This is a genomic window from Imperialibacter sp. (assembly GCF_040222815.1).
Taxonomy (GTDB): Bacteria; Bacteroidota; Bacteroidia; order Cytophagales; family Cyclobacteriaceae; genus Imperialibacter.
This window is the reverse complement of sequence record NZ_JAVKCH010000015.1, coordinates 437,901-450,047: the sequence shown is the minus strand read 5'-3', so window position 1 is coordinate 450,047 and position 12,147 is coordinate 437,901. Positions and strand designations below refer to the sequence as shown.

Genomic DNA, 12,147 nt, shown 5'->3' with positions numbered 1-12,147 from the left:
TACTCCACCGTGGGGAGGTGGATTTTAAAGAAGCGCTGCCCGAAGGAGCGCCTTAGGCTATATCAAGCCCTGAAGTGGAAATTCTAGAAAGTGTCAGAAACGAAAAATTATTTTATCGAAGATAATGATTTGCCTTTTAAATTCCTCATTTTATACTTTTCCCGTTTTCTATCTGAAGCACGTGGTCAACACATGCAGGCAATTCTTCCTCATAATGTGTGACATAAATGAGTGCCATGGCGGATGCGCTGCAAATGGCGTCTACTACCATTCGCACCCTCGTTTGTTGCGCATGATCAAGGCCCTGACATGGCTCGTCGAGGATAAGGAGCGGAGGATTTTTTATCAAGGCTCTGGCAAGGAGGATGATTCGCTGGATAGTGGGCGAGGTAGTTTCGAAGATTAGCGTGCCCGAACTCTGCAACTCCAGTAAGTCAAGCCATTGATCCACCAAAGACGCCTGCTCCTTTTCCACTGACCTTAAATAGCCCAGCGTATCATGAAGGCCCGAGGCCACAATTTCCCAGCAGGTGGCTGTTGAGTGAAAGTACTGAAGCAACTCTGGCGACACAAAACCTATTTTTTTCTTGATGTCCCAAATGCTTTCTCCGCTTCCTCGCTTGTGGTCAAAAAGAGTGATATCATTGGCATAGGCCTGGGGATTGTCGCCATTGATCAGGCTTAATAGTGTTGACTTTCCTGCACCGTTTGGCCCCCTCAGTGCCCAACGCTCTCCGGGTTTGATTACCCAGTTAACTCCATTGAGGATAGTGCTGTCGCCATATTTGACAGTCACCTCTTTCATGCCCACGATCAATTTGTATTGAGATGGCCCTCGACCCTCAGTAAGTGTGCTCACCTTGCGTGCATCAAGGGAGTAAGAAGGAGGCTTGGGCGGCTTAATTAAACTAAATCTTTCCCGGGCGACGACTTGTTGAATCTGGCAGTTGTGCAGAACGGCTGCATGAGTGACTGCCGGTGGTATTTCACTAACGGTGCAGGTAAGCACAACGGTGGTGCCAGAAGCAATGATTTGCGAAAGGATGGCATTGAACGCTGTTCTGGTTTTCACATCTAAGCCAACGAGTGGACTATCCAGAAGTAGGAGCCTGGGGTTTTTTAGCAGTGAGGCTGCCAGCCTGAGCCTTTTGGTTTCTCCATTGCTTAGCTTGATAAGCTGCTTTTGACGCAGTCGCTCAAGCTGGAAAAGCGAGATAACTTTGTTGACATCCCAGGGCCCTTCCGCCAAGCTTTTCTGTGCCTCATCATTAAGAAAATCTTGGACAGTTGGCGCATCCTCAGAGAAGGCAGCATTAAAGCGCTGCTGGTAAAAGAACTCCGAAGTGTTGGAAAGATTCTTGAACTGGTACCTTACTGGCAGATAGCTGACAAGCTGCCGGTAGTTAAAGTAGGGGTCTTTTGTGGGATGAGCCTTTACATATTCATCGTAAAAAGGCCTGATGACTAGCCCCTTTACCACATTGAAATTACCTGCAATGGCCTCCAGCAAGGCACTTTTACCGGAGCCACTATGCCCCAGGAGAGCCCAGCATTCACCGCTTCTCACCTCAAAGGATAAGTCCTTGAAAACGAATTTTTCACCGTAGCGAGCGGTTAGGTTGTCGAGCTTAAGAAGAAGCTGATCGTGCATAACGCTGAGAGTATTTAAAGCCGGGATTTTGTCGAGCTCCCGGCAAGTTTAATAAAATTCTTTCACTGACGGTTTTTTTAATGTGCCGATTCAGGGTAGCCTTCATTTAGTCTGTATTACTTCGTCTAAATGTCATTTTTTAATCGATCTAAAATTTCTAATTTGTCGCTAACCCAAGTGTGATGGAAGACATAGAAAGAGCAGTTTCCCTGATGGGAGTAGGTATGATCACAGTGTTTCTGGTATTGGCCCTGGTGGTGCTTACAGGAAACGCACTCATCAAATTTGTCAACACCTTTGTTCCGGAAACCTTATTGGCTTCCCCCAAATCCCCTTCCACACCAACATCCCAGGTAGCTTCCAAAAAAGTAGCAGCCATTACCTCGGCAGTTCATCAGCTCTCAGGAGGTAAGGCCAACATCCAAAAGATTGAGAAATTGTAGTGTTTAAACAACCCGGAAATGAATAAGGAAATAGGACTTTGTCTTGTATACAGAGACATGTGGCAGTCGTCGGGCAAGTATATGCCCAGGAAAGATCAATTGGTGAAGGTGGCAGGCCCTATTGTAGACATGGGCTGCTGGAGGAGAGTGGAGACCAACGGCGGCGGTTTTGAACAAATTAATTTGCTTTATGGCGAAAACCCCAACCGCTCGGTTCGGGAGTGGACTCAGCCGTTCAATGATGCCGGTATTCAAACGCAGATGCTTGAAAGAGGGCTGAACGGACTTCGGATGTACCCAGTGCCTGTGGATGTGCGGGAGCTGATGTTCCGAGTGAAGAAGAAGCAAGGCACCGATATTTCCCGCTCTTTCGATGGTCTCAATGACACAAGAAGCATCATTAATTCGATAAAGCTGGCAAAAAAGGGAGGCATGATTGCCCAGGCTGCACTGAGTATCACACATAGTCCAATTCATACCGTCGACTATTTTGTAAACATGGCGGGTACATTGATAGAGGCCGGTGCCGATGAAATAGCGGTGAAAGACATGGCAGGCATTGGCCGTCCGGCGTCTATTGGCAAAATAGTCGCTGGCATCAAAGCCATCAAAAAAGACATTCTGGTGCAATACCATGGCCATTCTGGGCCAGGCTTTTCGGTCGTTTCTTCGCTGGAAGCCGCCAGGGCCGGTGCAGATATCATCGACGTGGGCATGGAGCCACTGTCGTGGGGTACGGGGCATGCAGATTTGCTCACTGTTCATGCTATGCTGCGGGATGCTGGTTTTTCGCTGCCCGACATCAACATGAAGGCGTACATGCAGGTGAGGTCGCTGACGCAGGAATTTATTGATGATTTTCTGGGCTACTATATCGACCCTAAAAACCGATTGATGAACTCGCTGTTGATTGGCCCGGGCTTGCCAGGAGGCATGATGGGCAGCCTGATGGCTGACCTTGAAAAAAACCTGGTTTCGGTGAACAAGGCGAGAGAAAAGAACGGGGAAGCCGCCATGTCGCAGGACGACCTGCTGATCAAGCTTTTTGAAGAAGTGGAGCATATCTGGCCAAAGATGGGCTACCCCCCGCTGGTGACTCCCTATAGCCAGTATGTGAAAAATGCTGCACTCATGAATGTGATGCAGATGAACAAGGGCAAGGAGCGTTGGAGCATGCTCGACGACAACACCTGGGACATGATGCTGGGTAATTCTGGTCAGCTGCCAGGCCCCGTAGCCGATGAATTGAAAGCCCTGGCCAAAGCACAAAACAGGGAGTTTTTTGAAGGCGACCCACACAGTCTGTACCCAAATGAACTCGAGAAAATCAGGGGCGAGATGAAAGAAAAAGGTTGGGACGTGGGAGAGGATGAAGAGGAGCTGCTGGAATACGCCATGCACCCCAAGCAATATATCGATTACAAGTCGGGTAAAGCCAAGAAAGCTTTTGATGAGGATTTGACACAAAGAAAAACGGTTGCGTCGGCGCCTGCTGCTCAGGCTACAAGCCAAACGCCTGCCATGGCGGCACTGCCTCAAACATTAATGGTGGATGTGAACGGTGAGGCTTTTCGGGTGACAGTATCCTACGATGGCGAAGGCCAGGCTGCGCCGAAACAGGAAAACGCCGCCGTGCCTCTGTTATCCAGCAACGGACATACACTGGAAATACTAGCGCCGCTTGAAGGCAAATTTTTTGCAACGAAGGACGCCGGCGAAAAGGCCATCAAGCCGGGTGACATCATCAAAAAAGGTGATACTGTTGGCTACATAGAAGCCATGAAGGTCATTAACGCTATTTCCGCAGATAAAGAAGGAACGGTAGTGGAGGTTTGCTTCAAAGACGGACAAGAAGTATACGACGACGACGTGCTGGTGAGAGTGAAAAGTTAAGGCCATAACCAGCTCACTATTTACTTCTTACCAATTACCACTTACCTCCCTACCATGGAACTACTCGAAAAAGTATACAGAATGACCGCCCTGGGCGACTTGTTTGCTCATCCGTCTTATATCCTGATGATCCTCATCGGGTTTGGTTTGCTCTACCTGGGCATTGCCAAAAAATATGAGCCTTTGCTACTGGTGCCCATTGCTTTTGGGGTGTTGCTGGCCAACTTTCCCGGAGGAGGGATGGGGGTGGAGAAAATTCCAGAAGGACTCACCCTGCCGCAGATTGCCGAGCAGTACGGCATCATGAACTTTGTATACTACGCCTTGATCAAAACGGGCTTTCTGCCTCCAATCATTTTCATGGGAGTAGGGGCGCTGACGGATTTCGGCCCTATGCTGCGCAACCTCAGGCTGGCCTTTTTCGGTGCCGCTGCGCAAATCGGGATCTTCTGCGTGCTGATGGCGGCAGTGGCGATGGGGTTTACTTTGAAGGAAGCGGCTTCATTAGGAATTATCGGTGGTGCTGATGGGCCAACGGCTATTTACACCACGATCAAGCTGGCACCCCATCTTTTGGGCCCAATTGCCATTGCGGCTTACTCTTACATGGCACTAGTGCCGGTTATTATTCCTTTTGTAGTCCGGCTTTCCATGACTAAAAAAGAGTTGCTCATCAATATGAAGGAGCAGGACAAACTGTTTCCGTCCACGAAGCCTATCAAGAATTTGCAGGCGTTGAAAATCATGTTTCCCATCGCCCTGGGCTCTATTGTGGCTATTTTGGTTCCTTCTTCTGTGCCGTTGGTCGGCTTTCTGATGTTTGGCAACCTGGTAAAGGAGATTGGCGTGGCCACGGGTCGTTTGTATCAGGCGACGTCAGAAACCATACTTAATTCTGCTACCGTATTTCTCGGCTTATCTGTCGGCGCCACCATGACTACCAAAGCCTTCCTGAACACGCAAACGCTGATGATTGTGGTAGGCGGCTTTATCGCCTTTGCTATCTCTATTTTAGGTGGCATCATGGCAGTGAAAGTGTATAACCTGTTTGCCAAAAAGAAGATCAATCCGCTGATTGGCGCTACTGGCCTGAGTGCCGTGCCGATGGCTGCCAGGGTAGCCAATGAAATAGCTATCAAGCACGATCCCAGTAACCACTTGCTACAGTACGCCATGGCCAGCAATATTTCCGGCGTGATTGGCTCTGCCGTGGCTGCTGGCGTGCTGATTTCGTTTTTGGGATGAAAACACAACTATATATTTTTTGTAAGCTTTTTGGCACAGTATTTTTAAGGTAAATTAGAGCCATTTTAATCAGCTATTTTAATATTTTTTATGTCTTTAGCGAGAACTATTTATAAACTAATAGCGGCAGTTCTTCTAGGCCTATTGCTTTTTTTTCCCGCCCATGCCCAAGACACCCTTAGCGAAGGGTGGTATTACAAATACCAAGGCGGAGATTCTCTAGTAAAGTATGACGCATTTTTTCAGATTGTTTCGCCTGTGCATATTGATCTGTCGCACATTGAGGAAAAGGATCTTTTTCCGCTGGTTTTTTCGCCCAGCGGAAGATTAGCCAGCTCGGATGATCAAGGAATCTACTTGCTGGATGTAACAACTGGGGAGAAGGAGTATTTACTTATCAAAAAGGATTTCTTCAACACAAGCAGCATATTTAGATTCGAGACCGATAGTTCCTTTTTTTACAATAGTAATGTTGATGCTAAAATTTTTCATTTTGATTTAAGAACCGGCCAGGAAAAGCAGGTATATCAGTACGAAAACTCATTTTATGATTTTTCTTATGATCCTTATCAACGAATACTGTGGATGGTAGAACAAGACAGATCCTTTTGCGGTGTCGGTTCGGAATGTTTGAAGCTCCTGGCGCATTTCCTCGAGAGTGGAGAAACTAGAGAGTATTCATATGGTTACGCTGCTGCTCCTCAGATAGATTCATATGGTTCTTTGTACTTAAACAATAGATATTGTTTTGATCCCGCAACTGAGTCCGTAGCAGTTTCTAAAGATGACCTTTTTGATATTATGCCATACTTCAGGGAGCGCTCGCAAACAGGGCCAATGTTGGGTTTAACCAGTAAGAATGTTCTCTTTGAAAAGACCACACAAGGCTCTACGGCAACAACAAACTTCACTTTTTACAACCATGGGGATGCGGCATTAAGAATATCGGATGTAAATGTAGATGCTCCTTTTTCAACCAACCTGCCAGAAGTTGTAGAGATAGAACCCTCCGGATATCTTACCTTCCAGGTGAGTTTTGAACCAAATCAATCGAAAGAATTCGAGAGCTTTTTGACGTTCGTCACTAACGATCAACTCAGATTGACTGACAGTGTGAGATTAAGCGGTGTAGGATATCAAATGAATACTGTTTCAGCAGAGGATGGCATATTGATGATTGACTACTCATTTTATAAAGGAAATAAACTAAAAAGCTTTGACATGGCTCTGGGGACAGAGAGCACTTTAGGGAACGTCTATTTTGGCCAAACGAAATCCCCAACGGCGATTAACTCAAAGGGAGAATTATTCATGGCCATCGCCTCAACTTTGTATCAAATGGATCCAAAAAGCGGAGCCTTAGAGCAAGTGACTGAGTTGTTTGAGTTAGTCAATCTACCCGGAGCAGGACAAAGACAAGTTATAGCGATGGATTTTGACAGTTCCGACAATTTAATTCTAGCCATTCAATACCACCCTGGCTCAAAAGAAATTGCGAACACATCTATTAACAAATATTCTTTTGAAACCAGCGAGCTTGTGGTTGTGGAGTTCATCCCAACTATTGGTGAAAGTAAGGTAGGTGGGTTTGATTTAGCTATCGACAGGTTGTCTGATCAGTATTATTTATTGTATAATGAAAGGGAACTATATAGATGGAATACTGAAGCGCTTGATACTGTTGGATTTGTAGATGGGGAAGAGTGGCATTCATTTTCTATATTTTTTACCAAGGATGGTGAGCTGTTGGGGTTGAGAGGAGCTGAGTATTGTTGTTCCGGAGATGAGGACCCCTTGGCGTTGTCGACGTTGTTTTCTATTAACAAACATGATGCAAGCAGCCGAAAGATAGGAGTACTGGGCGGTTTTATCATTTCGGCGGCCACTGCTGGCTCTTATAGGAGCTTTCTTGTGGACGGCCTGGTAGAAAACATCAACGAAGTTAGGATATACCCAAATCCTGCTACTGATCTTTTAACTATTGAAACCGTCAATAACCTGATCAATATTGGAGCCATTCGCCTCTATGATTTGTCAGGGAATGTGATTTACAAGAATGTTGGAATAGAAGGAAAAAGCCCCCTAACTATTGATCTTCAATCCTATGCTGTAAATCCAGGACTTTATCTATTGGAGATAAGGCTAGCTGGTGGTCAAATTATCATGCGAAGGATTATTATGGAATAGTGGCAAGCCAGATACGCTTATGTTTTCATAATTACTTTAGGTCTGTTCAGGAATCAAATTGGAGGATTAATATGCTCCCTGTCATAGTACGCCATGGCCAGCAATATCTCAGGAATGATTGGATTTGCCGTGGCGGCTGGGGTGCTGATTTCGTTTTTGGGGTAATATTTTTTAATGAATCTTTGCTAAAAAGTACGGGAAAGCGTACGTTCATTCTATGAAAAGCTTATCGATTACAGAGGCCAGGAAGAATATCTACAAGCTGATAGACGAGGCTACCGAGACTCACCAACCCGTTCAGATTACTGGCAAGAGAAATAACGCTGTGTTGGTAAGTGAGGAAGACTGGCGTGCTATTCAGGAGACACTTTATTTGATTTCAATTCCGGGTATGAGAGAATCTATCATAACAGGAATGAAAACACCCCTCGAAGAAACCACAGATAAGCTGGATTGGTGAGCAATTACAAGTTGGTTTATACAAAGCAGGCTCAAAAGGATGCAAAAAAAGTGACATCTGGCGGGCTTAAGCCTAAAGTGAAGGAGCTTCTAAAAATACTGGAAGCCAACCCATTTCAAGACTATCCTCCTTACGAAAAACTTCTTGGTGATTTATCTGGAGCATATTCCCGAAGGATTAATATTCAGCATCGACTTGTTTACCAGGTACTGGAAGAGAAGAAAATAGTAAAAGTGCTGAGAATGTGGACTCATTATGAATAATGGGACTGTACTGGAAGCTCATTTTTGATTACTTTTCTCCGAACATATTATTGATAGTTATCCGCCAAGTAATTTATGAACGCAGCACTCAACCGCAACTTATTCTTTGTCAAAGAACACACCGGCGTTTTCAAAGCAGCCAACAATTATGACATCCATGACCCAAACTCGCAGGAGGTGATCCTTCATTGTCGGGAAGAGAACCTGGGCTTCTTTTCGAAAATGCTCAGGTTCACCGACTACAAAAGGATGACCCCCTTTCACATTGAAATCAGGACACCCATGGGAGAAAAGCTTTTGACAGTGAAGCGGGGAGTATCTATCATCCTGTCAAATGTGGAAGTACTCGATGCGAACGACCAATTGGTGGGTAAATTCAAACAAAAGTTCTTTTCAATTGGCGGGAAGTTTGACGTGCTGGATGCCAATGAATCATTTATGTGTACGCTTCAGGGCCGGTGGACAAGTTGGGATTTCAAGTTCGTTAAAGACAATGTTGAATTTGCCCATGTGAGCAAACAATGGGCTGGTTTGGGCCGGGAGATGTTTACCTCTGCAGACAATTATATGCTTCAGATAAATGACAAAGTGCCTGCCGACCATCCTTTGAGGATTCTGATTTTGGGTGCGGTAATGTGTATTGATATGGTGTTAAAGGAGTAGGAAGCCAGCAGAGCGGCTACTCTATTTTGAGTAATTCATCTGTTCTGAAGTACGCACTGTCTTTGTTCCAATGCCATTTTTTGAGCTTGGGGAGTTTTAAGCCGCTCAGCGATTCATAGCCCTCGACAAAAATGAACTCTCCGTCACCTTTGCTCTCGTCAAAATAGAAACGATAGCCGGCCAGTAGAAAAGTCTCCTTGTCAACGTAGAAGTACCAGGTTTCCCCTTCAGTGGAGGGGTCATAAGTTACTTTGACTACCCAACAGGCCCTTCCGTTGAATGTCTCTTCATTCAAAACAGGGTCTACAATGGTACCCGGATCCTTTAGTTTCATCGGTATGCCATAGAGGTATTCATACACTTCCTTCATGTAAAGCGTACGGCCGTTGTTGAGCTGGTATTTTTCTTTTGCCTCGCTGCTTAAATTGGAATCGCCATTTATAGCGTAGTAGTAACTTCCTTGCTTTACCCCTTGAGTTACTGTGCTGTCACCTTGCTGCAGGGCATATTCAAAAATGCCTTCAGGATTATTGATCAGAACAGAGAAGTATCGATCCTCCTGGCCATCTCGTTTGATGGACATGTGGAAGCGGTTGTTAAGCTGCGGCCAGTAATTGCTGGAGTCGTGGGCTTCTATGGATTTTTCAATCAGTGAAGCAGGAGTGAGCGAAGGATCGCAACAGCAAAAGAATGCAATAGGAAGCAGGACAGATATTTTTAAGCAGCTCATATCTCACGGGAAAGATACGGATTTTAGGTGTCAGTTTTCCCAAAAATCAGGAACTTCAGCGTCGCCCAACAACCTACAGTCGCTGCATTCAGGGGGCCCCATTATCAAAGCACCGCTCCCAAAGCCTGGAATGGTAATGATTCGCTGTCCCCAGCTAAGCCGAAGCAGCATTTCGTCATAGCCCCCTTTTACCGTATCTGCCTCCAGCACGCATGGATTTGTGGGGTACATCAACGCCAGTTTATCCAACTCCTCTCTGGTAATATATAGTCTCTTTTCTGACACAGTGCTGGCATCAAAGTAGCCAAGCACTACCTCGTCCGGGTTGGTAACACTGGTCAGATTGCCAATAATTGGATAGGGGGTTGGGTCGAATAAAGTGCCAAGGTTTTCGGAATTCTTGTTTAGCTGGCTCCAGTAAGAATGTCCGCTTTCATCCAAAGCATACTGACGGACCAGTATACTGTATACGGTTCTTAGTCTGTAGCTAATGGTGTTGACGTAATTTAGTTCGAAAGCCGTGACCTGATCTTCATTGAGTTGGAGTGTGTTCGTTGTGAGAATTGTTTGGCTTGTGTCAGAGTCATAGCAGATATGGTAAAATTCTACTAAAGTGAGGCTTCCATCTGAACCCAGCTCCCATTGTGAGGGAAACGGCACCTTTATTTGATAAGTTGCTATCCATTCATATCTATAGAACCGTGTCTTTCCTTCGGTGTCATGTGTGTCAACAAGAATTTTTATGCCATCAAGTTCTTCTCCAGTAATGTCGGTAAAACGTTTTTCCCGTTCAAAATGTACGCTATCGATGGGCGGGGTCAGCTTGAGAATCACCTTTTCCGATTGGTATTGAGCGCCATCTGCGGTTTCAATACGGAGCTGATAACTTGTGGCGGGCTGCCCGATGAAGCAGGCAGGATCGCTCTGATAAATGCCAGGAGCATTTTCTTGAAAATCGTAAACTGAATTTTCACTGCTTTGCACTGAGACCTTTGCGCCTGACTCGGGATTTGAGCCCTCACTATTTAGCGGCTGCGCTCTCGATAACCGTATGATATAAGGTTCAGGACTGTCCGAGATGTGGCCCTCCACTACAAGCAGCCTCTGGGTTTCATTTGGTTCGGGGATAAATGGCTCTACGCAGGAAGCGCAAAAGGATACAAAAAATAACACGCCCCATGGGCACCCAGGAAGGTGATTTAACTTCAACATGAGCTTTTAATAACATTGCACTACACCAAGTTAGGCAGTAATTTCTGATTTTATCAGGATTAGTTCGGCCAGAAATCCGGCACCTCCAACTCCCCATATAGCCGGCAGTCGCAACAGTACTCCGGGGCGTAATAGTTAATGCCCGACCCATATGGCCCCTGACTTGCGAGGCAATAGCCTGCCGGCGGACTTCCACCACCAGACACCTCCACAAGCTTGGAAGAGCACCCATCGGAAGCGAAATCCAGGTGCAAAAGCTGGCTTCTGTCGATGTAAATTTCTTTTTGGGTTACAGCGCCTACATCAAAAAAACCGATTACCTGCTCGTCGGGATTGTTAGGATTGAAGAGATTACTTGGTAAATCGTACGGTAGCGGATCGAATAGTGTACCCTGACTCTCAGAAATTTTTTTGAGTTCAGTCCAGTACTTTATACCGCTGCTGCTGAGTGCATATTGGCGAACCAACAACCTGTACAACGAGCGAAGCTGGTAGCCGTCTGTGCTTACATACTTTATTTCAAGTTGGCTGACTCTTGACTCTTTGAGCTGACTGGTGTTTGCCGTAAGAATATCGGAGTTTGTCTCGGTGTTGTAGCAAACCCACACACTGATATCCTGCGGGTAGGGAACTTTGATTTGATAGGTCTCTTCCCATTCATAGCGGAAGTATTGCGTGAGTCCTTCAGGGTCATGAGAGTCGAGAAGTATTTTGATACCGTCTTGGGTGATCCCTTCATTAGTTAGCCGCTGTTCTCTTTCAAAGTACAAGCTATCGATGTCTGGCGCAGCGTTGAGCAAAATGGGCTTGGATTGGTAGGTCTCACCGTAAAGAGTTTCTATATGCAAAGCATACGAGTTGCCTGTTTCTCCAATGAAACATGCGGGATCACTCTGGTAGATTCCCGGGCTGGATTCTTCAAAGTAAAATTTAGCGCCCTCCTGGTCTTCCACATATACCAGTGCACCAACTTCAACCCCGCCGTATTCCACACCAAGAGGTTTGGTGCGTGAAAGCCTGACGGTATTGACCTCATCGAGGTTGGACACATGGCCTTCAACCACCATGAGATAATCGAAAACCCCCAGTTCTGGCTCGATTGGCTCTATGCATCCGGCCAAAATTAACGTAAGTAAAAGGGTAACGGGTCGTCTGGTTATCATTCGTTTAAGCAGGTCGATCATACTTCCGGTGCATTATCCATTATTTCTATCAGCTAATAGACGTATTATTAACCCCGTTCGTTGGCATTGCCAGCGGTATAGGATAACATCTATCTGTAAAAACGCCTGTAGTGCCCGTCATTCGGTTCATTATTTTGCAATATCAAACCGTTGTGCCTGTTTTTTCCCAACTTCATTCTCTTTTTGGTAATTCTTTTATCAAATTTGCCGATTCCT

11 protein-coding genes are annotated in these 12,147 nt (G+C 45.8%); 7 read left to right on the top strand and 4 right to left on the bottom strand.

The features are described from left to right. Positions 1–145: 145 nt before the first annotated feature. Positions 146–1,651, bottom strand: a complete 1,506-nt coding sequence (locus RIF36_RS06380; protein ID WP_350126469.1) for an ATP-binding cassette domain-containing protein — start codon at positions 1,649–1,651, stop codon at positions 146–148. A gap of 182 nt (positions 1,652–1,833) precedes the next feature. On the opposite strand from RIF36_RS06380, the gene RIF36_RS06375 reads away from it, so the two are divergent. The 7 genes from RIF36_RS06375 (at position 1,834) to RIF36_RS06345 (ending at position 8,805) form a co-directional block, all read left to right on the top strand. Then, positions 1,834–2,094: an OadG family transporter subunit gene (locus RIF36_RS06375; RefSeq protein ID WP_350126466.1), complete on the top strand. Its 261-nt coding sequence runs from the start codon at positions 1,834–1,836 to the stop codon at positions 2,092–2,094. Between the two features lie 18 nt (positions 2,095–2,112). Beyond that, positions 2,113–3,987: a biotin/lipoyl-containing protein gene (locus tag RIF36_RS06370; RefSeq protein ID WP_350126463.1), complete on the top strand. Its 1,875-nt coding sequence runs from the start codon at positions 2,113–2,115 to the stop codon at positions 3,985–3,987. Positions 3,988–4,041: 54 nt separating this feature from the next. Continuing rightward, the gene (locus RIF36_RS06365; protein WP_350126460.1) at positions 4,042–5,232 is read left to right on the top strand and encodes a sodium ion-translocating decarboxylase subunit beta; all 1,191 of its coding nucleotides are present in this window, start codon (positions 4,042–4,044) and stop codon (positions 5,230–5,232) included. Positions 5,233–5,322: 90 nt separating this feature from the next. Next, positions 5,323–7,419 carry a T9SS type A sorting domain-containing protein gene (locus tag RIF36_RS06360; RefSeq protein WP_350126457.1) on the top strand — a complete coding sequence of 699 codons (2,097 nt, stop codon included), beginning with the start codon at positions 5,323–5,325 and terminating at the stop codon, positions 7,417–7,419. A 217-nt stretch (positions 7,420–7,636) separates the two neighbouring features. Beyond that, on the top strand, positions 7,637–7,879 hold the full coding sequence (locus RIF36_RS06355; RefSeq protein WP_152001695.1) for a type II toxin-antitoxin system Phd/YefM family antitoxin: 243 nt from the start codon (positions 7,637–7,639) through the stop codon (positions 7,877–7,879). Further along, on the top strand, positions 7,876–8,142 hold the full coding sequence (locus tag RIF36_RS06350; protein WP_152001696.1) for a Txe/YoeB family addiction module toxin: 267 nt from the start codon (positions 7,876–7,878) through the stop codon (positions 8,140–8,142). The genes RIF36_RS06355 and RIF36_RS06350 overlap by 4 nt, the downstream gene beginning before the upstream one ends. A 75-nt stretch (positions 8,143–8,217) precedes the next feature. Beyond that, positions 8,218–8,805: an LURP-one-related family protein gene (locus tag RIF36_RS06345; protein WP_350126454.1), complete on the top strand. Its 588-nt coding sequence runs from the start codon at positions 8,218–8,220 to the stop codon at positions 8,803–8,805. Between the two features lie 16 nt (positions 8,806–8,821). Here RIF36_RS06345 and RIF36_RS06340 read toward each other — a convergent pair whose 3' ends face one another. Genes RIF36_RS06340 through RIF36_RS06330 form a run of 3 tightly spaced genes read right to left on the bottom strand, consistent with a single transcriptional unit; the run spans position 8,822 to position 11,910 of the window. Further along, positions 8,822–9,535 carry a DUF6503 family protein gene (locus tag RIF36_RS06340; protein WP_350126451.1) on the bottom strand — a complete coding sequence of 238 codons (714 nt, stop codon included), beginning with the start codon at positions 9,533–9,535 and terminating at the stop codon, positions 8,822–8,824. 30 nt (positions 9,536–9,565) lie between these two features. Next, positions 9,566–10,747: a DUF4249 domain-containing protein gene (locus RIF36_RS06335; RefSeq protein ID WP_350126448.1), complete on the bottom strand. Its 1,182-nt coding sequence runs from the start codon at positions 10,745–10,747 to the stop codon at positions 9,566–9,568. A gap of 59 nt (positions 10,748–10,806) precedes the next feature. Further along, positions 10,807–11,910 (bottom strand): DUF4249 domain-containing protein, encoded by a 1,104-nt coding sequence (locus tag RIF36_RS06330; protein ID WP_350126445.1) that lies wholly within the window; start codon positions 11,908–11,910, stop codon positions 10,807–10,809. Positions 11,911–12,147: the final 237 nt, after the last annotated feature.

What these genes read in the sequence shown, in the direction of transcription:
- RIF36_RS06380 (WP_350126469.1), bottom strand. Translation starts at nt 1,651, where the DNA reads ATGCACGATCAGCTTCTTCTTAAGCTCGACAACCTAACCGCTCGCTAC.
- RIF36_RS06375 (WP_350126466.1), top strand. Translation starts at nt 1,834, where the DNA reads ATGGAAGACATAGAAAGAGCAGTTTCCCTGATGGGAGTAGGTATGATC.
- RIF36_RS06370 (WP_350126463.1), top strand. Translation starts at nt 2,113, where the DNA reads ATGAATAAGGAAATAGGACTTTGTCTTGTATACAGAGACATGTGGCAG.
- RIF36_RS06365 (WP_350126460.1), top strand. Translation starts at nt 4,042, where the DNA reads ATGGAACTACTCGAAAAAGTATACAGAATGACCGCCCTGGGCGACTTG.
- RIF36_RS06360 (WP_350126457.1), top strand. Translation starts at nt 5,323, where the DNA reads ATGTCTTTAGCGAGAACTATTTATAAACTAATAGCGGCAGTTCTTCTA.
- RIF36_RS06355 (WP_152001695.1), top strand. Translation starts at nt 7,637, where the DNA reads ATGAAAAGCTTATCGATTACAGAGGCCAGGAAGAATATCTACAAGCTG.
- RIF36_RS06345 (WP_350126454.1), top strand. Translation starts at nt 8,218, where the DNA reads ATGAACGCAGCACTCAACCGCAACTTATTCTTTGTCAAAGAACACACC.
- RIF36_RS06340 (WP_350126451.1), bottom strand. Translation starts at nt 9,535, where the DNA reads ATGAGCTGCTTAAAAATATCTGTCCTGCTTCCTATTGCATTCTTTTGC.
- RIF36_RS06335 (WP_350126448.1), bottom strand. Translation starts at nt 10,747, where the DNA reads ATGTTGAAGTTAAATCACCTTCCTGGGTGCCCATGGGGCGTGTTATTT.
- RIF36_RS06330 (WP_350126445.1), bottom strand. Translation starts at nt 11,910, where the DNA reads ATGATAACCAGACGACCCGTTACCCTTTTACTTACGTTAATTTTGGCC.